The 23,491-nt window shown below is 39.5% G+C and carries 22 protein-coding genes and 2 pseudogenes (1 of these 24 only partly in view); 16 read left to right on the top strand and 8 right to left on the bottom strand.

What is annotated here, in order from left to right; genetic code table 11:
* The 3 genes from aceF to L655_RS0106990 all read left to right on the top strand — a co-directional run.
* On the top strand, positions 1–1,110 hold a 1,110-nt coding region (aceF, locus tag L655_RS0107000), incomplete at its 5' end, for a dihydrolipoyllysine-residue acetyltransferase (protein WP_024604549.1).
* Positions 1,111–1,315: 205 nt separating this feature from the next.
* Positions 1,316–2,740, top strand: coding sequence for a dihydrolipoyl dehydrogenase (gene lpdA, locus L655_RS0106995; RefSeq protein ID WP_024604548.1), 1,425 nt, complete (start codon positions 1,316–1,318; stop codon positions 2,738–2,740).
* Positions 2,741–2,876: 136 nt separating this feature from the next.
* Positions 2,877–3,557 carry a tRNA-uridine aminocarboxypropyltransferase gene (locus tag L655_RS0106990; protein ID WP_024594643.1) on the top strand — a complete coding sequence of 227 codons (681 nt, stop codon included), beginning with the start codon at positions 2,877–2,879 and terminating at the stop codon, positions 3,555–3,557.
* A 10-nt stretch (positions 3,558–3,567) separates the two neighbouring features.
* On the opposite strand, the gene L655_RS0106985 is transcribed toward L655_RS0106990, so the two are convergent.
* On the bottom strand, positions 3,568–4,083 hold the full coding sequence (locus L655_RS0106985; RefSeq protein ID WP_024604547.1) for a hypothetical protein: 516 nt from the start codon (positions 4,081–4,083) through the stop codon (positions 3,568–3,570).
* A 620-nt stretch (positions 4,084–4,703) separates the two neighbouring features.
* Entirely contained in the window at positions 4,704–4,832 is a 129-nt protein-coding gene (locus L655_RS1000000128345) for a hypothetical protein (RefSeq protein WP_275041162.1), read from the bottom strand.
* Between the two features lie 186 nt (positions 4,833–5,018).
* On the opposite strand from L655_RS1000000128345, the gene L655_RS0106980 reads away from it, so the two are divergent.
* The 4 genes and pseudogenes from L655_RS0106980 (at position 5,019) to L655_RS0106965 (ending at position 9,573) form a co-directional block, all read left to right on the top strand.
* Positions 5,019–6,026: an extracellular solute-binding protein gene (locus L655_RS0106980; protein WP_024604546.1), complete on the top strand. Its 1,008-nt coding sequence runs from the start codon at positions 5,019–5,021 to the stop codon at positions 6,024–6,026.
* Positions 6,026–7,575: pseudogene (locus tag L655_RS01000000125270) on the top strand (iron ABC transporter permease). Before L655_RS0106980 ends, L655_RS01000000125270 begins: the two are co-directional and overlap by 1 nt.
* Positions 7,576–8,625, top strand: a complete 1,050-nt coding sequence (locus L655_RS0106970; protein ID WP_024604545.1) for an ABC transporter ATP-binding protein — start codon at positions 7,576–7,578, stop codon at positions 8,623–8,625.
* Positions 8,626–8,673: 48 nt separating this feature from the next.
* The gene (locus L655_RS0106965; protein WP_024604544.1) at positions 8,674–9,573 is read left to right on the top strand and encodes a Dyp-type peroxidase; all 900 of its coding nucleotides are present in this window, start codon (positions 8,674–8,676) and stop codon (positions 9,571–9,573) included.
* 7 nt (positions 9,574–9,580) lie between these two features.
* Here L655_RS0106965 and argR read toward each other — a convergent pair whose 3' ends face one another.
* Together argR and L655_RS1000000127185 are read right to left on the bottom strand one after the other, a co-directional pair.
* Positions 9,581–10,048, bottom strand: coding sequence for a transcriptional regulator ArgR (argR, locus tag L655_RS0106960; RefSeq protein WP_002957753.1), 468 nt, complete (start codon positions 10,046–10,048; stop codon positions 9,581–9,583).
* A gap of 5 nt (positions 10,049–10,053) precedes the next feature.
* Positions 10,054–10,239, bottom strand: a complete 186-nt coding sequence (locus tag L655_RS1000000127185) for a hypothetical protein (RefSeq protein WP_125825543.1) — start codon at positions 10,237–10,239, stop codon at positions 10,054–10,056.
* 34 nt (positions 10,240–10,273) lie between these two features.
* On the opposite strand from L655_RS1000000127185, the gene mdh reads away from it, so the two are divergent.
* A complete protein-coding gene (gene mdh, locus L655_RS0106955; RefSeq protein ID WP_007586102.1) occupies positions 10,274–11,206 on the top strand; it encodes a malate dehydrogenase in 933 nt (310 codons plus the stop codon).
* 84 nt (positions 11,207–11,290) lie between these two features.
* Here the strand turns inward: mdh and ispB are convergent, their stop codons facing one another.
* Positions 11,291–12,262: an octaprenyl diphosphate synthase gene (gene ispB, locus L655_RS0106950; RefSeq protein ID WP_024604543.1), complete on the bottom strand. Its 972-nt coding sequence runs from the start codon at positions 12,260–12,262 to the stop codon at positions 11,291–11,293.
* A gap of 422 nt (positions 12,263–12,684) precedes the next feature.
* On the opposite strand from ispB, the gene rplU reads away from it, so the two are divergent.
* The 7 genes from rplU to L655_RS0106915 all read left to right on the top strand — a co-directional run bounded on the left by rplU (position 12,685) and on the right by L655_RS0106915 (position 17,526).
* Positions 12,685–12,996 (top strand): 50S ribosomal protein L21, encoded by a 312-nt coding sequence (gene rplU, locus L655_RS0106945; RefSeq protein WP_002957748.1) that lies wholly within the window; start codon positions 12,685–12,687, stop codon positions 12,994–12,996.
* A 16-nt stretch (positions 12,997–13,012) separates the two neighbouring features.
* A complete protein-coding gene (gene rpmA, locus L655_RS0106940; RefSeq protein ID WP_002957747.1) occupies positions 13,013–13,270 on the top strand; it encodes a 50S ribosomal protein L27 in 258 nt (85 codons plus the stop codon).
* A 138-nt stretch (positions 13,271–13,408) separates the two neighbouring features.
* Positions 13,409–14,566: an Obg family GTPase CgtA gene (gene cgtA, locus L655_RS0106935; protein WP_024604542.1), complete on the top strand. Its 1,158-nt coding sequence runs from the start codon at positions 13,409–13,411 to the stop codon at positions 14,564–14,566.
* 73 nt (positions 14,567–14,639) lie between these two features.
* Complete coding sequence (gene folA / locus L655_RS0106930) at positions 14,640–15,131, top strand: type 3 dihydrofolate reductase (RefSeq protein ID WP_024604541.1); 492 nt, start codon at positions 14,640–14,642, stop codon at positions 15,129–15,131.
* A gap of 78 nt (positions 15,132–15,209) precedes the next feature.
* Positions 15,210–15,587, top strand: coding sequence for a DUF3718 domain-containing protein (locus tag L655_RS0106925; protein ID WP_024604540.1), 378 nt, complete (start codon positions 15,210–15,212; stop codon positions 15,585–15,587).
* Positions 15,588–16,035: 448 nt separating this feature from the next.
* Complete coding sequence (gene galU, locus L655_RS0106920; protein ID WP_024604539.1) at positions 16,036–16,920, top strand: UTP--glucose-1-phosphate uridylyltransferase GalU; 885 nt, start codon at positions 16,036–16,038, stop codon at positions 16,918–16,920.
* A 132-nt stretch (positions 16,921–17,052) separates the two neighbouring features.
* Positions 17,053–17,526 (top strand): peroxiredoxin, encoded by a 474-nt coding sequence (locus L655_RS0106915; protein ID WP_024594812.1) that lies wholly within the window; start codon positions 17,053–17,055, stop codon positions 17,524–17,526.
* Between the two features lie 105 nt (positions 17,527–17,631).
* On the opposite strand, the pseudogene L655_RS01000000125265 reads toward L655_RS0106915, so the two are convergent.
* A pseudogene (locus tag L655_RS01000000125265) lies at positions 17,632–19,741 on the bottom strand (S8 family peptidase).
* 328 nt (positions 19,742–20,069) lie between these two features.
* On the opposite strand from L655_RS01000000125265, the gene L655_RS0106905 reads away from it, so the two are divergent.
* Complete coding sequence (locus tag L655_RS0106905; protein ID WP_024604538.1) at positions 20,070–21,254, top strand: NAD(P)/FAD-dependent oxidoreductase; 1,185 nt, start codon at positions 20,070–20,072, stop codon at positions 21,252–21,254.
* A gap of 2 nt (positions 21,255–21,256) precedes the next feature.
* Here the strand turns inward: L655_RS0106905 and L655_RS0106900 are convergent, their stop codons facing one another.
* Entirely contained in the window at positions 21,257–22,366 is a 1,110-nt protein-coding gene (locus L655_RS0106900; RefSeq protein WP_024604537.1) for a GGDEF domain-containing protein, read from the bottom strand.
* Positions 22,367–22,546: 180 nt separating this feature from the next.
* Positions 22,547–23,491, bottom strand: partial view of a DUF917 domain-containing protein gene (locus L655_RS0106895; protein WP_024604536.1) — the 3' portion only. It continues 171 nt past the right edge of the window; only the last 945 of its 1,116 coding nucleotides appear in the window; its start codon lies off the right edge, out of view; its stop codon occupies positions 22,547–22,549.

Here is a 23,491-nt window from a genome sequence, read left to right as displayed (position 1 = left end):
GCTGGCGATAAAGTATCGACTGGTTCATTAATTTTTGTATTTGAAGTTGCAGGCAGTGCGCCAGCGGCATCTGCACCAGCTGAAAAATCAGCACCTGCAGCAGCGGCTAAAACTGAGTCAGCACCGGCTCAAGCAGCACCTGCAAAAGCAAGTAATGAAAGTTTCACAGAAAACAGCGCGTATGCTCATGCATCACCCGTTGTTCGCCGTTTAGCGCGTGAGTTTGGTATTAACCTAGCTAACGTTAAAGGCACTGGTCGCAAAGCCCGTATAGTTAAAGAAGACGTGCAAAACTATGTTAAAAACCTAGTTAAGCAAGTTGAATCTGGTCAATTATCTGCAGGTAGTAGCGCAGGTGGTAGTGAGCTTGGTCTTATTCCATGGCCTAAAGTAGATTTTGCTAAATTTGGTGAAATTGAAGAGAAAAAACTGTCTCGCATTCAAAAGCTATCAGGTAAAAACTTACACCGTAACTGGGTACAAATCCCACATGTTACACAGTTTGATGAAGCTGATATCACAAGCCTTGAAGTATTCCGTAAAGAGCAAAATGCACTTAGCGAGAAGAAAAAGCTTGGCGTTAAAATCACACCACTTGTGTTTGTGATGAAAGCAGCGGCTAAAGCACTTGCAGACTTCCCAACATTTAACTCTTCACTGTCTAGCGACGGCGAAAGTTTAATTCTTAAGAAGTACATTAACATCGGTGTTGCTGTTGATACGCCAAATGGTTTAGTAGTGCCAGTGTTTAAAGATGTTGATAAAAAAGGCATTATTGAATTATCACGTGAACTAATGGAAGTATCTGTTAAAGCACGTGACGGTAAGCTTACATCGTCTGATATGCAAGGTGGCTGTTTTACTATCTCTAGCCTTGGCGGTATCGGCGGTACGGCATTTACGCCGATTGTTAATGCGCCAGAAGTTGCTATTTTAGGTGTATCTAAATCTGAAATGAAACCTAAATGGAATGGCAAAGAGTTTGAACCAAAACTAATGGTTCCGCTGTCTATGTCATACGACCATAGGGTTATTGACGGAGCATTAGCTGCACGCTTTACTGTGACTCTTGCAAGTTACATGAGCGATATTCGCCAGTTGGTGATGTAACCAGTTTAGTAAAATTGGTATACGCAATAAAATAAATAGAATCAAATCCCAGCCAGTTGTTTTTAGCTGGGATTTTTACCATTTGCAATGATACAATCTTTGTACGAATTGCATCACTTTGTGCGCTGCTCACTCTTTCTGCCTTGCAGAAACATGGCAGTTAAATTTTAGGGCAGTGTCCCGTTCAAACAATTAAGGTAAAAGCATGAGCAACGAATTAAAAACTCAAGTTGTTGTACTAGGCGGTGGTCCTGGTGGTTATTCTGCGGCTTTCCGTGCTGCTGACTTGGGCTTAGAAGTTACATTAGTAGAATCTCGCGAAACATTAGGTGGCGTATGTCTTAATGTTGGTTGTATTCCTTCTAAAGCACTTTTACACGTAGCTAAAGTGATTGATGACGCAGCAGAAATGTCATCTCACGGTGTTACTTTTGGCGCACCAAAAATCGATCTTGACCAAGTTCGTACTTGGAAAGATTCTGTAGTTGGCCAGTTAACTGGTGGACTAGAAGGCATGGCCAAAATGCGTAAAGTGAAAGTTGTATCTGGATACGGCAAATTCACTGGCAGCAATACTTTAGTAGTTGAAGGCGCAGACAGCGCTACAACTATCACGTTTGATAACGCGATTATTGCAGCAGGTTCTAAACCAGTTAACTTACCTTTCATCCCAGAAGATGACCGTGTAATTGATTCAACTGGTGCATTAGAACTTAAAGACGTACCAGAAAAACTACTTGTACTTGGTGGTGGTATTATCGGTCTTGAAATGGGTACGGTTTACCGTGCGCTAGGTTCTGCAATTGATGTTGTAGAATTTGCTGATCAATTAGTACCAGCAGCTGATAAAGACATTATTAAAATTTACCAAAAATACGTAAGCAAAAAATTCAACGTAATGCTTTCAACTAAAGTTGTTGGTGTTGAAGCTAAAGAAGACGGCTTATACGTAACGTTTGAAGGTAAAAACGCACCAGCAGAACCAGTACGTTACGACAAAGTACTTGTTGCAGTTGGCCGTACTCCAAACGGTAACTTACTTGATGCTGAAAAAGCGGGCGTAAACGTTGATGAGCGTGGCTTTATTAATGTTGATAAGCAATTACGTACTAACGTAAGCCATATTTTTGCAATTGGTGACTTAGTTGGACAGCCTATGCTTGCGCATAAAGCGGTTCATGAAGGTCATGTTGCTGCAGAAGTTATTTCTGGTCAGAAGCATTTCTTCGACCCTAAATGTATTCCTTCAATAGCGTACACAGACCCAGAAATCGCTTGGGTAGGTGTTACTGAGAAAGAAGCAAAAGAGCAAGGCTTAAAAGTTGAAACTGCGGTATTCCCGTGGGCAGCATCTGGTCGTGCAATTGCATCTGCTCGTACTGAAGGTTCTACTAAACTTATCTTTGATAAAGAAAGTGGCCGTATAATCGGTGGTGCTATGATCGGTATTAACGCGGGCGAAATGCTTGGCGAAATCGGTTTAGGTATTGAAATGGGTGCTGATGGTGAAGACTTAGCGCTTACAATTCATGCTCACCCAACATTGAATGAATCAATCGGCCTTGCAGCTGAAATTTTTGAAGGTTCAATCACTGATTTACCAAACAAAAAAGCAGCTAAAAAGAAGTAATTTAACTTCTTAGTATTTGCTTAAAAAACCCAACTTCGGTTGGGTTTTTTTATGTCTATTTTTAACTTAGATAAATATAAGATTAAATAACAAGAAGTCGTTACAATGCGCGCTTAATTAATTGAAGGTAAATACAGTGAAAAACTCAGTTTTAGCATTACGCGCTCAACAAATAAGTGAATCTCGTCGAGAGTTTAATGCTCGAGGCGGTAAATTAGATCGCTGTGAACAATGCCTGATTGCTAAGCACTACTGTATTTGCAAAGGTGTTGAGCATGCAGATTGTAAGGCCGCTGTGTGCTTACTGATGTATCATAATGAAAGCTTTAAACCTTCTAATACAGGGCGTTTAATTGCTGAAATAGTGCCAGATAACCACGCATTTAGATGGGATAGAACAGATCCTAACCCCGCTCTTTTAGCTTTAATAAATGATTCGCAGTATCAGCCTATGGTCGTCTTTCCTGCTGAAGATGTAGAAGAGGGCAGAGCCATTACAGAAGTGAGTATTGAATCAGGTAAAAAGCCGCTATTTATATTCTTAGATGGTACGTGGCGCGAAGCTAAAAAAATGATTCGCAAAAGCCCTTATTTAGATAACTTGCCTGTACTTTCTGTTACTGCTGATAAACTATCTGATTACCGATTACGTGTAGCCCCTCATGCGCATCAACTAGGCACTGCTGAAGTGGCTATTATGGTATTAGCACTTGCGGGCGAAATGGATGCATCGACAAAATTAGAGCAGCATTTTATTAAGTTTCGTGATGCGTATTTATTGGGTAAGCGCAATAAAGGCCGACCGCTAGAAGGTTAATTTTACGAAGTTAAGCAAATGCTTGCTGATTTTTTAAGTGAGCAAGTGCTTTATTTTGAATTGCTCTGAAGCCTTCTTCAGATGTTAATTGTAAAACAGTATTATACAATTGACTTATACTATTATGCACTTGAATAAACGAGATACAGTCTTCACCAATCATTTCTTTTGCTTCTTCAACTCGTTTTAAAAAGTAGCAGTTAATGTCTATTTTGCCATTAAATTGAGTCGTTGCAATTGCGTCTGCTATTCTATTAAGTTGATAACTAAACTCATCAGGTCGAGCACCCTCACCCCACTTGCTAATACGAATGTCGCGTTCTAACTGAATAATTTCGTTAAGTATATTTTTAAACTCACTCATTGGCATATTTAAAAAGTTATAACCTTTGGGGTTAAATAAAGCTTTATAGGGATTTTCGCTGGGGGTTTGGGCACTAAATACACCAATTGGTTTTGCTGTACTTGCGTCTGATACTTTACATAAAAAGGTATTACTTTGAGATGTTTTAAAATTCATATCCATTGAGTATTTATGATCCTTGCGTTATTTAGTTATCGGCGCAATTAATAAAAAACTTAGCGAAATTTAAAATATTAATAAAGTATTTTAAGGTCTTAGCATTGATTTGCTGTGACGCGATATTACTCAGTAAAGATTAGTGATAGTTGCTCAGTGCTTTACTCACCCAAATTTTAGGCAAAGAAAAGCGCGCTCTATCTCTAGGCGCGCTTGCGGAATCTTCTAATTTTCTGCATCCTGCAATTGAACTTAATCAACTCCAATTTTCACTAATCCATGTTTATTACTATATTACTTTTTAGTTCTATGTAATGTAGACCGTCCGGGCCTGTATCCTTTAATTCCTAAACATCCTGTAGGGTAAATACTATTACCAAATCCTTAATTACACTTCCTAGTGTATCCTTGTTTTAACCAATCCCTTGTGTTGCCTTAAAGGCCTGTCCATTTATTCCTTCAACATCCTGTTGAACAACTTAGCCTTGTTATTATCCTTTTCGCATCTTCCTGACGCTGTCCTTTTTACAACATTGCGTTGTGATACTCATCCTGAGCCTGTCCTAAAATCCGTGTTGTCCTGATAACCTAATCATTGGTTGGTTGAGTAAGCAGTCCATTTCCTTTTACTCAATAAGCGTCATTGCTTGGTTGATGCGTAAATTATAGTGCAATAGAGCAACTAAAATAGAGATAAAACTACATTCAATTAGTGTTTTTGCAATAGCAATAAAAATAAATCTCATATAATTCATGTGTTTAACTGTTTTTAGGTTGTTTTTTATCTTGTTTTTTACTCATTAGCTGTCACATCCGTAAGACATCTCTTACACCGTATTTCCTTTTGGGCGTTATTTACATATTTACATTTATTTAAAGTGTGCACTTTTAGAATGAGCACGGTAGAATTCGTTGATAATAACAGTTATTTAGGTGGAATAATGAAGAAAGTATTTGCACTTGTTTTAGGGGTAGTTGCATCGGCACCAGTCTTTGCAAACGATGTTGTTAACATCTACTCTTTTCGTCAACCGTTTTTAATTCAGCCAATTTTAGAAGACTTTACAAAGCAAACAGGCATAAAAACCAATGTTGTTTTTGCTAAAAAAGGGCTAATTGAGCGTGTTAAACGCGAAGGCAAGCACAGTAAAGCTGATTTAGTATTAACCTCTAACTTTAGCGCGCTTATTCAATTAGAAGATTTAAAATTAACACAAACTATAAAAAGTGACAGTGTAAATAATAATGTTCCAGCCGCCTTTCGTGACGGTGATGGCCAATGGGTTGCGCTTACTAAGCGAGTGCGTAATGTGTATTCATCAAAAGAGCGAGTTGGTGAGTTACCTAAGCTCACTTATGAAGATTTAGCAGACTCTAAATACAAAGGACAAATTTGTACGCGCTCAGGCAAACATCCATATAATTTAGGTTTAGTAGCTTCTATGATTGCACACCATGGTGAAGCGCAAACTAAAGAGTGGCTTNTTGAAGGTGTGAAGGCTAATTTAGCGCGCAAGCCTCAAGGTAACGATCGTGCTCAAGTTAAAGCTGTTAAAGAAGGTTTATGTAACTTGGCATTAGGTAATAGTTACTACCTTGGCAAAATGCTAGAAGATAAAGAACAAAAAGGTTGGGCAGAGGCCGTAAATATTAACTTTCCGAATCAAGTTAATCGTGGCTCACATATAAATGTATCGGGTGCGGTTATTACCAAATACGCTAAAAACCCTGAAAATGCATTAAAGCTCATAGAGTATATGACCGACAGCAAAGCACAAAACATGTATGCCTCATTAAATATGGAGTATCCAGTTAAGTCGGGTGTTGAATTATCAACTTTGGTTTCCTCTTGGGGTAGCTTTAAAGAAGACAGCTTGCCACTTGATGAGATTAGTAAATATCGTCCGTTAGCACTTAAGCTAATTGATGAGGTGAAGTTCGATCTTTAATGACTAATAAATTTAAGCTGTCTAAATGGCAGCTCTTTGCGTGGTCGACTGGCTTAATACTATCGGCCCCGTTGTTTTTTCTTCTTTTTGAATCTCTACAAGGTAGCTCTAAGGTGTTTTCTCACCTGTGGGATACCGTGCTTTGGGATTACATAACCAATACCGTATTGTTAGTTTTAGGTGTTTGCGTCCTTAGCTGCGCCATAGCTTTGCCACTTGGGTGGCTAACGGCTTACTGTAGTTTCCCGGGTAAAAAACAGTTTGAATGGGCACTTATGCTACCCCTTGCTATGCCCACCTATATTATTGCCTATGTATACACTGATTTATTAGATTATGCGGGCCCGGTGCAAATAGCGCTGAGAGAATGGTTTGGCTGGCAATCGCCTAGCGACTATTGGTTTTTTGATATACGTACATTACCCGGCGCCATCGTTATGATTGCCTTGGTGCTTTACCCGTATTTATTTTTAATTTTTAAAACGGCCCTTCGCGAGCAGTCATTCAAATTAGTACAAGCTAGCCAGTTAATGGGGCTATCTCCTTGGCAAAGCTTTTTTAAAGTTAGTTTAGTGCTCTCTCGTGGGGCAATTGTGGCGGNTACGATACGTGGTTTGGTTATTACTCACTTACAGCGGCCGCTAAAATATCGGGTGTGATGTTACTGCTGTTATTTTTAGCATTAATGGCAGAGCGTTTTAGTCGTCGTAATCAAGCGGTATTTGAGCGCCAATCAAGTGTAAATAGCGAATCGCTCTATGTATTAAAAGGAAAGTCTGCTTGGCTCGCAACGGCATTTTGTAGCTTTATTTTACTTATCGCTTTTGTAATTCCTATTGCAGTACTTATAAATTACGCCATTACCTACTTTGATAAAGCATGGGATGTAGAGTTTTTTAGTTACTCTTGGCAAAGTTTAAAAGTGGCAGGGGTTGTAAGTGTTATAACCATTACATTGAGTGTTTTTGTGGTTTTTTATCAGCGTGTGGCAAAGCAAACGTATCCGCTTATTCCTGGGCGTTTAGCAAGCACAGGCTATGCGCTGCCTGGCACAGTACTCGCTATTGCGGTTTTGTTACCCCTTACATTATTAGAGAACACCATTAACACAGCGCTCGAGCCGTATAATTTAGATATTGGCTTACTGCTTACAGGTAGCATTCTTACTATTATTATTGCTTATATTGTTAGGTTTTACGCCATTGCACACGGAGCAATTGAGTCGAGTTTTTTACGTATTAGTCCATCACTTGATATGGCAAGCCAATCAATGGGTAAAAGCCAAGGGCAAACGCTGCGTTTAGTGCATCTACCTTTACTGCGAAGAGGATTGCTCACTGCTGCCTTATTGGTATTTATTGAGTGTATGAAAGAGTTGCCGGCTGCGCTATTGCTCAGACCGTTTAATTTTGAAAGCTTAGCTACTCATGTATTTCAGTATGTGAGTGACGAGCAGTTAGAGCTTGCTTCAATATCTGCATTATTTATTGTTATTGTTGGGTTTATTCCTTTGTATTTTATTAATCGTTCTATGGAGCAGCGTAGTTAAATGAGTAGTTTAATTTTACAAGGCGTGAGCTATCACTATAACGGCACAAAGGTTATTCACGATTTAGATTTAACAGTAGGTAAAGACGAAATTGTTTGCCTACTCGGGGCGAGTGGATGCGGAAAAACAACCACATTAAAAGCGATTGCAGGTTTAATTGAAGCCAAGCAAGGGTCTATTTTTATAGACGGTAAATTAGTGAGTGATGAGCAATCGTTTGTCTCACCTGAGCATCGTAACATCGGCATGATGTTTCAAGACTATGCGTTGTTTCCGCATTTAACGGTGGCAAATAATATCGCATTTGGGCTTAGTAATATGAGCAAAGCTCAAAAGCAGCAACGCGTTGATGAAATGCTTAAGCTTGTACATTTAATTGGCTGTGCTGACAGGTTTCCACACCAGTTATCGGGTGGCCAACAGCAACGCGTCGCTATCGCTCGTGCATTAGCTTATAAACCTAGTTTATTACTCCTTGATGAGCCCTTTTCAAACATCGACACACAAGTACGCTTTGAATTAATTGCCGATATACGTCGAATTATTAAGGCAACTCAAGTATCTGCTGTGTTTGTTACACACTCAAAAGAAGAGGCGTTTGCGTTTTCAGATACACTTGCCATTATGCATCGCGGTAAAATTGAGCAACAAGGCACGCCTGAGCAGCTTTTTGCAGCTCCATGTTCAAAGGAGGTTGCAGAGTTTCTGGGTCAGGGCATATACTTAAGCGCAGAAGTGTTAACCGCAACTGAATATAAAACACCATTTGGTTTAGTCGAATCTTATGTTGAGAGTAAGCATAATGTAAGTGCAGGGCTTATATATGTGCGCCCTCATCAAATAGAATTAGTGGCAGATAACCAAAGTGACAAATTCAGCAAGCGAGCTACAATCATAAGTCGTCGCTTTATTGGTTCGGCGTATGTTTATTCGCTTGTCATTGATGAACAAGAAATTGAAGTTGCTGCACAATATGGCCAGTCATTTGAAAATAATGATCAGGTTATAATAAAAATAAAACCTCACACGGTGAATTTTTTCGAATCGTAATTAATTTGTTATTCGCTGTGTTTTTATCTGTAAAACTAAGGAATAACAATGGCGCAAGCGCAATCAGGGATTTGTGCTGAAGCAAACTTACACGGTTTGCACTTATTTTTTAATGTGTTTGATGGTCAAGACGAATCACTTCGCGCAAAGTTAAAACAAGTAAGCGCTATAGAAGAAGAGTTTAGCGATCAATTTTCAGAATCAATGCTCTCTTGTATGGTTGCTATTGGTGCGCAATACTGGCCGCATATCCTCCCTGAATACATTCCAAGCGAATTACAGAGCTTTCCCAATATAACCCATAGCGATCACCAAATGAGCGTACAACCGTGCGATTTATTTGTGCAAATTCGCTCTGACCGTGAAGATGTTAACCATTTATTTGCGCTGCAAATTTTAAAATTATTTGCCCCCGATGTTGAGCTGGTGGAGCAAATTCGTAATTTTCGTTTTTTAGATGGTCGTGATTTTAACGGTTTTATTTATGGTGGCGACACCGCACATGGAAGAAAAAAGCGCGCTACGGCTTTAATCAGCAACCCTGGTAGCTTTGAAGATCAGGGGAGTTATATTCATGTTCAGCGTTATAAACATGATTTAACTATGTGGCAGCATTTATCATTGAGTGAGCAAGAGCAAATAATGGGACGTACGCGTCTTGATAACACGCTAATTACTCCAGCGGTCGAAACCAGCCATGCTTCGCGAAGTGAGCTAAAAGACGAAGACGGACAACCGCTACTATTAAATCAAAGCATGCCTTATGGCGACGTGTATGAGCAGGGAATGTTATCAATTACATGCGCTTGTACGGGCACCGCATTTGAAAAAGTACTTAATAGTCGTTTAGGGGAAGGGGACTGCTACGACCACTGGCTTGATTTTACTCAAGCCGATATGGGCTCTGCTTTCTTTGCACCTTCAATAGGGTTTTTAAAACAAATTTAGTTTGCTATTAAACTGTATCAAATAAAATGCGAACACGTTCAAGTGTTACATCTATTTCAGATATTTTAGCAGGAGCGATAAAAATAGTATCGTCGCCTGCAATTGTTCCTAGTACGCCATCTGCTTTACCTAATGAATCTAATAAACGTGCAATAAGCTGAGCAGCACCTGGGCTGGTACGAATGATGATCATCATTTCGTTGTGCATAATGTCGATTACTAATTGGCGTAATGGGCTTTTAGCCGTAGGTACACCCATTTCAGCAGGTAAGCAGTAAACCATTTCTTGTTTGGCATTACGTGTGCGTACAGCGCCAAATTTACTTAACATGCGTGATACTTTACTTTGGCTTATATTGTCAAAACCTTGATCTTTTAACGCATCAACTATTTCGCCTTGAGAGCCAAAATTTTCTTCTTTTAATAGTGATTTAAATGCTTTTACCAGTGCTTCTTGTTTATCTTGCGGTTGCATAGTCTTTATTCATTTTTGTTATTTATGTCGTAAATTCTACACAATAATGAATAATTATGCAGTAGTTGTTTAGTTAACTTGCCAGTTTGATGCGATAAACCAATAAAGTTTACAACTATGGTCGAAAATATACCTGAAATACACAGGATAAATTTGTTTTTAGTCGCTAATTTCATTATCTTAAGAGCCACAAATATTTCCTACCTCAAATGACGGAGAATTCCAATGAAAGTTGCTGTATTAGGTGCTGCAGGCGGTATCGGCCAAGCGTTGTCTTTATTATTAAAAACAGGCTTGCCAGCTGGCTCTGAATTATCACTTTATGATGTTGCACCAGTAGTACCAGGTGTTGCGGTTGACCTTTCTCACATCCCAACAGATGTTAAAGTAGCAGGTTTTGGCGCTGATGAACTAAACAAAGCGCTTGAAGGCTCTGACATCGTTCTTATTCCAGCGGGTATGCCACGTAAGCCAGGCATGGACCGTGCTGATTTATTCAATGTGAATGCTGGTATCATCAAAACGTTAGCAGAAGGCATTGTTGCCAGCTGTCCTAAAGCGTTAGTAGGTATTATTACTAACCCAGTAAACGGCACAGTTCCAATTGTTGCTGAAGTATTCAAAAAAGCAGGTACTTACGACGCTAAACGCGTATTCGGTATTACTACGCTTGACGTTATTCGTTCAGAAGCATTTGTTGCTGAACTTAAAGGCGTAGACGTAGCAACTGTAAAAGTACCAGTAATTGGTGGTCACTCAGGCACAACTATTCTGCCTCTACTTTCTCAAGTTGAAGGTGTTTCTTTCACTGATGAAGAAGTTGCTGCACTTACTCCACGTATCCAAAATGCGGGTACTGAAGTTGTAAATGCTAAAGCAGGCGGTGGTTCAGCTACGCTATCTATGGGTGCTGCTGCAGCTCGTTTTTGTATGTCTTTAGTTAAAGGCCTACAAGGTGAAGAAGTTGTAGATTACGCTTACGTTGCTGTTGAAAATGGCGATGCAGAGTACTTTGCACATCCAGTACGTTTAGGTAAAAACGGTGTAGAAGAAATTCTTTCTTACGGCGAACTAAGCGCATTTGAAACAAAAGCAAAAAATGACATGCTTGAAACTCTGAAAAAAGACATCAAAGAAGGTGTTGATTTCATGGCGTAATAGCCGGTTTAAGCAACAAAAAGCCTGCATTTGCAGGCTTTTTTATTACTCAGAATTAATGTCACACTGTGTAACTAGTTAAAACTAGTGGTCGCGGTCAACCGCAATACGGGCAAGGCTTTTAAGTGCTTGCTTATAGTCAGACTCAGCTAAAAAGTCTAAACAGGCAATGGCTTTTTCGGCCTCAAGCTCTGCTTTTTGCATTGTAAACTCAAGCGCATTAGTTTGTTTTAGTGCAGTTAAAATTTCTTCTAAATGCTCCATACCATTACTGTGCTCTATTGCATCACGAATGAGCTGTGTTTGCTGCTCGCTACCATGTTGCATGGCATAAATAAGTGGAAGCGTTGGTTTGCCTTCAGCTAAATCATCACCAATGTTTTTACCCAACTGTTCAGCATCTGCATTGTAATCAAGTACGTCATCCACTAACTGAAATGCAGTACCTAAATGCATACCGTACAGGTTTAGTGCATCGAGAGTACTTTGATCTTGCTCAGTAATAATGGCTGCAAGCCCTGTCGCTGCTTCAAACAACTTAGCTGTTTTAGAGTAAATAACCTGCATATAACTGGCTTCGGTCGTATCTGGGTCGTTGCAGTTCATTAATTGCAATACTTCACCTTCAGCAATAATGTTTGTTGCATCGGCAAGTACTTGCATAACCTGCATTTTGCCAAGGCCAACCATAAGCTGAAATGAACGAGTGTAAATAAAGTCACCAACCAATACGCTAGCAGCATTACCAAATTCAGCATTTGCTGTAGGCGTGCCACGTCGTAAGTTTGATTCATCTACAACATCATCATGCAATAGCGTTGCTGTATGAATAAACTCAACAATTGTTGCAAGTGTTATGTGATCTTTACCCTGATAACCGAGCGCTTTGGCTGCTAAAATAGCCAGCATTGGACGAACGCGTTTGCCGCCACTGCTAACTATATATAAACCAAGCTGATTAACTAACGCCACATCTGAGCGCATTTGCGCATGTATAAGTTGATTGACGTCATTCATATCGCTTTCGATTAACGCCTGGATAGCTTTTATATCCATTGATCTCCGAGCCAATTTTTATGTGTGAACGGCACAGATTGTACAACAAAAAATGCACTAGCTCGATATTTTGTGACGATTGATTGAAAAAACACTATTAAAGTACTTAATTTAGACTGAATTAGCCAAGATAACTGATTAATTGATAATCAATATAGAGTTTATGGTGTGCTTAGATATTGAGCTGTGAGGGTCATATTTGAGTACATTAATTTATTTCGGCTAAGAGTTAAAAAGCGCTTGGCAAAAGGGCCAATTAATATAAAATGGGGTAAATATTGAATTGCTCTCAAAGCAGCTACTTTTTATTCATTTTAATTACAAAATAGGCTTGCTAGTTATTTCGCGTTAGCGTAAACTTCGCGCCCTATCGAAGAATATTTTAGTTGCGCCGATTTGAGGGTGCACAGACGGAGTTAATTATGTACGCGGTTTTCCAAAGTGGTGGTAAACAGCATCGTGTGACTGAAGGTCAAACGATTCGTCTTGAAAAATTAGACGTTGAAACTGGTGCGGCAGTAGAATTTGATTCAGTACTTTTAGTTGCTGATGGTGAGAAAATCGAGATCGGTGTACCGTTCGTAAACGGTGGCAAGATAACAGCTGAGGTTGTTTCACATGGTCGCGGTGAGAAGATTAAGGTTGTTAAATTTAGACGCCGTAAGCATTCTCGTAAGCAAATGGGCCATCGTCAATGGTTCACTGAAGTTAAAATCACTAGCATTAGCGCTTAATTAGAGGTACTTAGAAATGGCACATAAAAAAGCAGCTGGTAGTACTCGTAACGGTCGCGATTCAGAAAGCAAACGCCTTGGTGTTAAGCGTTTTGGTGGCGAATCAGTTCTAGCGGGTAGCATCATTGTTCGTCAGCGTGGAACTCGTTTCCACCCTGGTACTAACGTAGGTATCGGTAAAGACCACACTATCTTCGCAAAAGCAGATGGTAAAGTTCAGTTTGAACAAAAAGGTCCTTTAAACCGTAAATACGTAACTATCGTAACTGAGTAATCAGTAAGGTAGTTAAAAACCCCGCCTTTGCGGGGTTTTTTGTTTTGTAGTCAGCCAATATATACCCAAGCCTGCATTTGTGTTGGCTTGGGTATATAATAGAGTTATTAAACAAGCCAATCCCTAAAGTGAGTAATCATGAAGTTTGTAGATGAAGTAGAAATTCGCGCAGAAGCTGGAGACGGTGGCAGCGGCATCGTGTCTTTCCGTCGTGAAAAATATGTTCCAGATGGTGGACCAGACGGCGGTGACGGTGGAGACGGTGGTAGTGTTTATCTACAAGCTGATGAAAACTTAAATACCCTAATTGATTATCAGTTTGAGCGTTTCCATAGGGCTGAACGTGGCACTAACGGTCGTAGCCGTAACTGTACAGGCCGAAAAGCCGACGACTTATTTGTTATGGTGCCTGTAGGCACACGCATCATGGATGTTGATACCCAAGAGGGACTTGGCGACTTAACTCAACATGGTCAACGAATTTTGGTTGCAAAAGGTGGTTTCCACGGCTTGGGGAATGCACGTTTTAAATCAAGTACTAACCGAGCACCTCGTCAAAAAACATTGGGCACACCTGGTGAAGTACGTAACTTAAAATTAGAGTTACTATTATTAGCTGATGTAGGCTTATTAGGATTACCAAATGCAGGTAAATCTACGTTTATCCGCAGTGTATCTGCAGCTAGACCAAAAGTAGCTGATTACCCATTCACGACGCTTATTCCTAATTTAGGTGTGGTACGTCCTGAAGCAAATAAATCATTTGTTATAGCCGATATTCCAGGTCTAATTGAAGGTGCATCTGATGGTGCAGGCCTTGGTATTCGCTTCTTGAAGCATTTAGAGCGTTGTCGTGTGTTATTACACATTATTGATGTAATGCCGGTAGATGGTTCAAACCCTGTTGATAATGCATTCTCGATTATTAACGAGCTACACCAATACAGCCCTAAATTAGCTGAAAAGCCACGCTGGTTAGTGTTTAATAAAATAGATTTATTACCAGAAGACGAAGCAAAAGCGCTATGCGAAGCGATTGCAGAAGAACTGGGCGAAACTGAAAATATTTATCACATCTCAGCAATTAATAAACTTAATACTCAACCTTTAATCCACAACATAATGACGCTTCTCGATAGCATGCCTAAAGAGAAGTTTGTACAAGTTGAAGATGAAGAAGTTGAATTCAAGTGGGATACCTATCATGAAAAAGCCACTAAAGGTAAGGGCAATGATGATGATTGGGACGACTGGGATGAAGATGATTACGACGTAGAAGTAGTCTACGAGCGTTAATTAAATAGAATTTATTAAAAAGGAGCTTATGCTCCTTTTTCTTTGTTTAAGAATAAAGTACTAGGTGTTTATTATGATAATTTCAATGATTGCAGCAATGGCAAATAACCGTGTAATTGGCCTAGATAATAAAATGCCATGGCATTTACCAGCGGATCTTCAGCATTTTAAAAAAGTAACTACGGGTAAACCTGTGATCATGGGTCGTAAAACGTTTGAGTCAATAGGCCGTCCTTTACCTGGGCGTCGTAATATTATTATTACTCGAAACAGCGAATATACTGCAGAGGGTATTGAAGTGGTAACTACACCAGAGGCTGCACTAGAGCTAGTTTATGCTGTTGAAGAAGTAATGATTATTGGTGGCGGTAATATTTATGAGCAATTTTTACCAAAAGCAGAACGTTTGTATTTAACCTTTATTGATTTAGATATTAAAGGCGATACACAGTTTCCCGATTACAATAAAGTTGCTAATTGGGACGTGAGAGAAGAGCAAGAAAACCTCCCTGATGAAAAAAACAAATCTAGTTATAACTTCGTAACCTTATATAAAGCACGTTAACATTATTGCGTAATTTTTAGTAGGTTGGTATAATATTAAACAGTCTATATAAGAATAAAGTACCATAAAGGGTTTGTCATGTCTAAATTATCAAAGCTAGTTGTACTTACTGCTGTTATCGCTGTAAGTTCATTTTCGTACACAGCACCTGCAAGTGCTGAAGATCAATTAGCGGTATCTATTTGTGAGTATATTGCTGCTGATGATAAAAACCGATTACGCAGCAAGCTTAAAAGCTCTCGTGTAAAAATCCGTAATATTTATGATGCAGTACAATGTAATGGTAATAATTTATTACGCCATGCTGTTGCTAGTAATGCAGTAGATACTGGTGAGTATATAGTTAAAAACTTATCAAAAAGTGCGTTAACAGATGGTGCTGATATTGCTTGGGCTGAAGGGAATTTTGCCAGCTCACCGCTTATTGCAGTAATTAAAGAGCGTGCAGGTCTTTAATTATAAAAAGGTTTTGTAACGCGACCTTTAGTTAGAAATTTATTGGTCTGGGTTTGTTATTTATAGCAAACCCAGGCTTTTTTCGTTTAGCTAATGTAATCTCACCCCACAACAAAATCATTAATAAACTTCATAACTTACCTGCTCATTTTAAATAACCAAAAATGTAGAGTCTCTGTTTAATAAACAGCTTCAAATTTACTTCTTCAAAAGAGGTAACTTTATTCAGCTGGTATCTATTTTGTATCTGCTAGTTTGTACCAATACGCAATAATACTTAATTATTTTGCGGGGCTAAACGTGTCGCACCTGTGTTAAAAAATTCTCATTTAGAACAACTAAGTAGCGAATTTTTTGCCTAGCTATCAACACGTTTTTCCATCCTCAAAATAGATCACTTAATTAAGCGAATTTATATTATTTACAAACTTAATCACTAAGGACAGATATGAAAGCTGTAATTCCAGTAGCTGGCTTAGGGACGAGAATGCTCCCTATGACAAAAGCTATCCCAAAAGAAATGCTCCCAATAGTCGATAAGCCTCTAATTCAATATATTGTCAGCGAATGTGTGTCCGCTGGTATTAAAGATATAGTGTTAGTTACGCATAGCTCTAAAAATGCAATCGAAAACCACTTTGATACAAGTTATGAACTAGAAGCGACTCTTGAGAAGCGTGTTAAACGAGCTTTATTAGATGAAATTCGCTCTATTTGTCCAAATGATGTAACTATTATGAGTGTACGCCAAGGTGAAGCTAAAGGGCTAGGGCATGCTATTTTATGCGCTAAACCAATAGTTGGTGATAACAACTTTGTTGTGCTCCTGCCTGATGTGATACTTGATGCCTATACTGCGGATCAAGAGACTGAAAACTTAGCGGCCATGATTACACGCTTTAAAGAAACTCAAGCAAGCCAAATAATGCTTGAGCCGGTAGCTAAAGAAGACGTTAGTAAATATGGTATTGCTGATATAAACGGTGTTGATCTAATGCCAGGTAAAAGTGCTGCAATTAAAGCAATGGTTGAAAAACCTGATGCAGATTTAGCGCCTTCTAATCTAGCTGTTGTAGGGCGATATGTACTGAGTAAGAATATTTGGCCTCTACTTGCAAAAACGTCTGTAGGTGCTGGCGGTGAAATACAACTTACAGATTCTATTGACGCATTAATGGCACAAGAAACCGTTGAAGCATTTCATATGAGTGGTCGCTCTCACGATTGTGGAGATAAGTTAGGCTACTTAAAAGCAATTGTTGAGTACAGTCTGCGAGATGAAAAGCTAGGTAATGATTTTTCAAGTTTTATAAATGATTTGAATTTACCTTAATACAGCGCGTATTCTTCGTTCTATGGTAGGCTATTTTGAGCTACTAAGTTAGCCGTACTTTTTATACCTAGTAGTGTAGGCTACGTAGTACGATTGTTACTTATTCTGTATTAATCTTTTCAAGGAATTACCATGATTGAGCAAGGCCAAGAATTACCAGCAGTGACGTTAACGCAATTAACTGACGACGGTATGCAATCTCTTACAAATAAAGAATTGTTTGAAGGTAAAAAAGTCGTGTTATTTGCAGTACCTGGTGCGTTTACACCAACGTGTTCAAATGCCCATTTACCTGAATTTATTACCCTTGCTGATAAAATTAAAGCAAAAGGTGTTGACGCTATTTACTGTGTATCTGTTAATGATGCATTTGTTATGAAAGCATGGGGTGACTCACAAAACGCGCAAGAAATTACAATGCTTGGGGATGGCGATGGAAGTTTCACTAAATCTTTAGGGCTTGATAAAGATACTGCTAGTTTTGGTGGTATACGTTCAACGCGTTACGCTATGATTATTGAAAATGCGCTAGTAACAGGTTTATTTGTAGAACAAGACAAAGAGTTTGTTGTAAGCCGCGCAGAATCAGTACTAGAGAAGCTATAACAGTAATAAAGTGTAGATTTTAGTTTTAACTAATCTGCTAGTTATTATTGAAAAACCGATGTTGGCAGCAACATCGGTTTTTTTATTAAAGGCCCAAACTTTAAATTACGGTTGGTATTGCCCGCTAAGCGTTAAACCAGAGAAAGTGCTATAAGCGTTAACGCTTAAGTGCCAAGTACCTGCTTGTGGATTAGTAAATGTACATGTTTCTGCATTGCCATTTTTATAAGGGCGGCAATCGTATGAGCTTGCTGTTGGTTGGCTACCGTATTTTACAAATAAATCAGCATCGCCACTGCCACCCGATGTTGTTACTGTAAACGTAGTCATTCCAGCTGGTACATCTAACGTGTAATGTTTCCACTGCCCAGTATTGGCTGACACATCGCTTATAGTGCCGCCACCTGCTTGTGGAGTACCTGAACCGCCACCCGATGATGAACCACCAGTAATATTACCTACCAAGGTAACAGCTGAATACGCAGAGTAGCCGTTAAGCATTACGTGGTAAGTTCCCGCAGTAGGGTTATCAATAGAACACTCTTCGCTATTACCGCCTTTATATGGACGACAATCATAGGTAGTAGTTGTAGGTTTACTGCCTGCACGTACGTATAAATCAGCATCGCCAGTACCACCACTCATAGTGAATGTTACGTTAGTTGCACCGCTTGGTACTGTCATCGTGTAAAATGCTTGTGCATTTGCAGCCCCACTTAAACCTGTTTTAGCTTCACCATTAATAAGCTCGCTATCGCCACCGGTAGGTGGAGTAGTGCCGCCACTTGCNAGCATCAACAATACCCGTACCACAGCTAGTACATGTTACAGGGAACGAACGGGTAGTTGATTTTAAAATACTTTCTATTTCGTCAGGCGTTGCATCTGGCTTTGCTTGCTTAATAAGTGCCGCAACACCTGCTACGTGGGGCGCAGCCATTGATGTACCTTGTGAAAAGCCATAGCTGTCGCTTGAAGGTGTAGACGAACCTGAATTGTAAGTTGATAGAACGCCTTCGGAGTCGTTTGCAAAGCTTTGTGCGCCACCTGGTGCTGCAACATCAATATTGCTACCGTAGTTTGAGTAATAAGCTCTGCCGCCATTACGGCCCACTGAGGCTACGTTTACTACACCGTTACAGTTACCTGGGTTGTAGTTTGCTGAGTTATCGTTATCGTTACCTGCAGCAATAACTACCACAGTGCCGTTACTACGTGCTGTGTTAATTGCATTTTGAGTTGTAGAGCTACATGAACCGCTCCCACCTAAACTCATATTAATTACATCAGCAGGGTTTGAGTTAGCAGGAATACCTGAAACACTTCCACCAGATGCCCAAATAATACCGTCTGCAATATCAGAGGTTAAACCACCACACTTACCTAGTACACGAACAGGCACTACTTTTGCGTTATAAGCTACGCCTGCAACACCTTCACCGTTATTGGTTACCGCAGCAACTGTGCCGGCTACGTGCGTGCCATGCCAGCTAGAGTTTTGTGCACCGTTAGTACCACATTCATTCGCAGCAACTGCATCACCAGGATCACGTGCATCGCTATCGCGACCACCACCGTCATTAGCTACCGAAAGGTTAGAGATCATATCGTAACCCGGTAAAATATTAGCGTTTAAATCAGCATGAGGGCGGTAGCCCGTATCTAGTACAGCTACAACTACACCGCTACCCGTTGCGGTATCCCATGCGGTCGGTAAGTTTAAACCACCGGCTTGCTCGTAGTAGTGCCATTGGTCATCAAAACGTGGATCGTTAGGAGTTGAAAACGGCTTTAGCATTTGATCCACTTCAATGTATTCAACATTGCCAGAATCAACCATTTCTTGCATAAACTCTTGGGCCTCAGCCGCACTTAATTTTTTATCAGCACGCATTACGTGATGATTATTAAGTGCCATTGCACGAACGTATTTTGCTTTTACTTTGCCTTTTTTAGAAGCGAAGTTTTTAACAAAGCTTTGTGCGCGCTTTTTCATGCTAGCTGGGCTTGCGTCTGCAGTTGAGAGGCTCGCCATTTCGTTATTATTTTTATATTTAATAATGAACTGAGTTTCGAAACCGCCTTGGCTTTGTAGTTTAGCCGATGTTTCAGCCATTGAACTTGAAACTGATTGAGCCATGCCAGATGTTGCAGCAAAAAGCGTACTAACTGTAATTGCAATTGCGCATCTTTTAAAAGTTTTACTTGTTGTCATAATTATCCCTAGATTTTTATTTATTATTTCGTGATGTAGGATCACGATGTGGGAACAAAAGTAAACTACCTGTTAACTAGGTTGAAATATCAATTTATTATGTACCTCTTTCATTTAGTTATAACTCAGGTTTTTAGCGGTTTACTCGTTGTTTAGTATTTGTCATATAAATTAAAAATAAGTATAAAGGGTTGGTTTATTGTGCGGGTAATTATTCCCGACTTATTACTGATGCGTTTTTGTTGTGTTATTGCTAATAATTTAAATGCTACGTTGTTAGCTATCAAACTTTGCTATAATCGGAAAAATTTTTTAGTAGGGTAAAATAATGAGTCAAGTAGATGTAATTGTAATAGGTGCGGGAGCAGCAGGATTAATGTGTGCAGCGCAAGCTGGATACCGTGGCCGAAGCGTTACAGTACTTGATATGGGCAAAAAACCAGGTCGTAAAATTTTAATAAGTGGTGGTGGGCGTTGTAATTTTACAAATGAAAACGCAACCCCTGATAACTACTTATGCGCAAATGCTCATTTTGTTAAATCATGTTTAAGTCGCTATACACAGCATGACTTTATTGAGCTGGTAGACAGACATGGCTTGGCGTATCACCATAAAACACTAGGTCAGCTTTTTTGCGATAACAATGCACAAGACATTGTTGATATTTTACTGACCGAATGTGAGTGGGCCGGGGTAAATATAAAACTACGCAGTGAAGTGATCAGCGTATCAAAAACCGAAACCGGCTATAGCGTTACCACAGAGCAAGAAACCTTAAGCTGTGAGTCGTTAGTTATAGCATCAGGTGGCTTAACTATGCCAAAACTAGGGGCTACACCAATAGGTTATAAAATTGCAGAGCAGTTTGGCTTAAGCGTGTTACCAACCATGGCTGCACTTGTGCCGTTTACTTTGCATCAGCATGATAAAGAGCGTTTTGAAGGGCTCTCGGGAATTAGCATTCCTTGTGAAGTTTCAAGCGAAGACGGCACCGTATTTAAAGAAAACATCCTCTTTACTCACCGAGGGTTATCGGGCCCAGCAATATTGCAAATAAGCTCATTTTGGCGAGCAGGGCAGGCTGTAACTATAAACCTATTACCTGAAATTGATTTAAGGCAGCAACTTGCTGATTGGCGAGAAATGCAAGCACAAAAGTCGTTAAAAAATAGCCTTGCGACTATTTTACCTAAACGCTTTATAGAAATACTGCACGAAAGCAAAGCGATACCAGATTGTAATATTAATCAGCTTACCCATGCTCAAATAAATGAGTTAGTAAATTATATTCATGCGTGGCAAATTAAACCCAATGGCACAGAAGGTTATAGAACAGCAGAAGTAACATTGGGCGGTGTAGATACCGACGAGTTGAGCTCAAAAACCTTTGAAGCTAAAAAAGCTAAAGGCCTATACTTTATAGGCGAAGTAACTGACGTAACAGGGTGGCTTGGAGGCTACAACTTCCAATATGCGTGGAGCTGTGGATTTGCTTGTGGGCAGTACGCTTAAGTTTAGGCTATAAACTCATTTAAGTAAGTTGATTGAGTGATAACGGTTGAATCGTTATCGCTAACACTAACATATACTTTATTGCGTCCATTATTTTTAGCCTTATATAGCGCTGTATCAGCCCGCTCCAGTAGTTTTAGCACTGTATCGTCTTTTTGTATCGTTGCTAATCCAATACTTATAGTAAATGCTACATTTGTAACTGTGTTTTCGGCAATATACTTTCTCAGGTCATCGGCTTTTTTAGCGCTATCATTTAAAGAGGTGTTGGATAAAATAATAGTGAATTCTTCTCCACCCCATCGCGCAATAAGTGCGTCATTTCCCATACGGCTTTTTAATATTTTTGCAAATTCAGTTAGCACGTTATCACCAACCAAATGCCCGTAGGTATCGTTTATATTTTTGAAGTGGTCTATATCGCAAATAAGTAAGCAATGTGGGGTTTTAAAAACGTCATTTTTAGCAATTAACTGTGATAATTCAAAATCAAATTTTTGCCTGTTATAAAGCCCCGTTAACTTATCGGTTTCTGCTAAGTGTTGAATTTCTAAGTTACGGATAGATAATCGAGTGTATGCCGAAAACCGTGTTTTTTCGTAAAACCTAAAAATTAAAATATGAGCAAGGCTTACCTCTATAAGATTAAATAAAGAGCCTAAGCCAATTGTTACAGTTTGCTGTTGTTGTAAATACACAAGATACGCACAAATAGCAAAAGCGACTGCACTAAATAGGCTTCCCCAGTTTCTTCCAACTAAAAAAAAGCTAAAAGGCGGGATCAACGTTGCCCAAAATAAAGAATGCGCATGTCCGCCTACAGAAATCACAAACATCATTATTAAGCTAACAACCATAAGGGCAACGGCCCATGCTGCTGCATTTACGTTGGCTGTTTTATTAAACCAAGTATAGATACCTAGTGATATAGTCAGCCCTAAGGCATCAATTAAAGCAATGTTATAGCTTTCAAAGTAGAAAAGGTTGAGGAGTGTTAAAACTAAAAAATAACTCGTAGTTATTAGTAAAGAGTGGGCTATTAAACGAGTACGCCAAAAGTCTTTATGATCTTTAGGGTATTGCGGAAACTCCTTATACCAAAAACCTAGCATACCAAATAATCCTTGAGTCCATTAATTTAAAGATTATTACCTATATAAGATTTTTATTATAGTTTTTTACTTTGATTAAAAGTGTATTACAGATTGGAAGTGAGTTATTTATATGAAGGCTTAACGGGTTAAGTGCTAACCACGCTAAGCTTTATAATAATTCAGGTTAGAGCTGAATAGTTAACTCTTTATAGCAGGGCGATAATCACTCTTAACGCCTGCGTAATTAGGGCCAAATATAGAAAGCCCTTTTGGCGTTGTAAACTCAACAGGTGCTGGCAAAATAATAACAGATACAGGCATACCTATTTCATAATTTGGGTTAGTAATTGGTGTACCCGCTTGTGTGTTTAAGCAACAAATTAAATCAGGAATGGTAACGTGGACTTCTCCATTTAAAAACGCTGCCATATTTTCGTTTTTAACTGTAATTTTATAGCTGTTACCTGCAAACTCGCCAGTACCAGCAAGCATAACTTCGCCTATAGTAAATCCTTCAAGTGTTTTAAATTCAAACTCACTAACAACGCCTTCAAACGCGACAAATCCATTACCTTGCTCGGCAACTACATTAATAGTGCTTTCATTTGAGTTGTTGGCTTCACGCATGGCTCTTCCAAGCTTTAATGCTTTACTTATCGTGCCGTGAATAACCGCATCTTTCATCTGGTCAATAGGAAGAATATGATCAATGGCTGCTATGTCGTTACGGCTAATTTTGGCAAGCGCACGCACTACGGTTTCAGCGCGTAAGTCATCTATAACGTTTTCACAAATAAAGCACTCGCCAAATTCGTTTGCGGTAATAATTGGTGCTGCGGGTAAATTATTTAAATAATAGGTTGAGTGGGTAATTTCAGGAACTGCTCGTCCAGCAGGGTCGGCATCAATGATGTAGCCGTCAAACATAGCTGCTAAATAAAACGATACCGCAGTGTTAGCGCCACCTAGTTCGCAACAAATCGTTCCGTAAATGGACTCTTTATTCATGTACTCAAGGGCGCGATCGTAGGCCGCTAAAATAGAATGTTTACCCGTACGTGGGAGGTTAGCATAAGCGCGCTCTTCCGTATCTGTTAGTGGCGAGATTGCCCCTAAAATATAAGGTGTGCATACAAGTTCGCC

The sequence above is a fragment of the Pseudoalteromonas sp. TAE79 genome (genome assembly GCF_000498015.1).
Taxonomy (GTDB): Bacteria; Pseudomonadota; Gammaproteobacteria; order Enterobacterales; family Alteromonadaceae; genus Pseudoalteromonas.
The sequence above is the reverse complement of the archived record's forward strand: the minus strand, read 5'-3'. Positions and strand labels throughout refer to the sequence as shown.

Excerpts from the sequence above, each read along its gene's own strand:
- lpdA (WP_024604548.1), top strand. The coding sequence starts at position 1,316 with ATGAGCAACGAATTAAAAACTCAAGTTGTTGTACTAGGCGGTGGTCCT.
- L655_RS0106985 (WP_024604547.1), bottom strand. The coding sequence starts at position 4,083 with ATGGATATGAATTTTAAAACATCTCAAAGTAATACCTTTTTATGTAAA.
- L655_RS1000000128345 (WP_275041162.1), bottom strand. The coding sequence starts at position 4,832 with ATGAATTATATGAGATTTATTTTTATTGCTATTGCAAAAACACTAATT.
- L655_RS0106970 (WP_024604545.1), top strand. The coding sequence starts at position 7,576 with ATGAGTAGTTTAATTTTACAAGGCGTGAGCTATCACTATAACGGCACA.
- L655_RS0106965 (WP_024604544.1), top strand. The coding sequence starts at position 8,674 with ATGGCGCAAGCGCAATCAGGGATTTGTGCTGAAGCAAACTTACACGGT.
- argR (WP_002957753.1), bottom strand. The coding sequence starts at position 10,048 with ATGCAACCGCAAGATAAACAAGAAGCACTGGTAAAAGCATTTAAATCA.
- mdh (WP_007586102.1), top strand. The coding sequence starts at position 10,274 with ATGAAAGTTGCTGTATTAGGTGCTGCAGGCGGTATCGGCCAAGCGTTG.
- ispB (WP_024604543.1), bottom strand. The coding sequence starts at position 12,262 with ATGGATATAAAAGCTATCCAGGCGTTAATCGAAAGCGATATGAATGAC.
- rplU (WP_002957748.1), top strand. The coding sequence starts at position 12,685 with ATGTACGCGGTTTTCCAAAGTGGTGGTAAACAGCATCGTGTGACTGAA.
- rpmA (WP_002957747.1), top strand. The coding sequence starts at position 13,013 with ATGGCACATAAAAAAGCAGCTGGTAGTACTCGTAACGGTCGCGATTCA.
- cgtA (WP_024604542.1), top strand. The coding sequence starts at position 13,409 with ATGAAGTTTGTAGATGAAGTAGAAATTCGCGCAGAAGCTGGAGACGGT.
- folA (WP_024604541.1), top strand. The coding sequence starts at position 14,640 with ATGATAATTTCAATGATTGCAGCAATGGCAAATAACCGTGTAATTGGC.
- L655_RS0106925 (WP_024604540.1), top strand. The coding sequence starts at position 15,210 with ATGTCTAAATTATCAAAGCTAGTTGTACTTACTGCTGTTATCGCTGTA.
- galU (WP_024604539.1), top strand. The coding sequence starts at position 16,036 with ATGAAAGCTGTAATTCCAGTAGCTGGCTTAGGGACGAGAATGCTCCCT.
- L655_RS0106915 (WP_024594812.1), top strand. The coding sequence starts at position 17,053 with ATGATTGAGCAAGGCCAAGAATTACCAGCAGTGACGTTAACGCAATTA.
- L655_RS0106905 (WP_024604538.1), top strand. The coding sequence starts at position 20,070 with ATGAGTCAAGTAGATGTAATTGTAATAGGTGCGGGAGCAGCAGGATTA.
- L655_RS0106900 (WP_024604537.1), bottom strand. The coding sequence starts at position 22,366 with ATGCTAGGTTTTTGGTATAAGGAGTTTCCGCAATACCCTAAAGATCAT.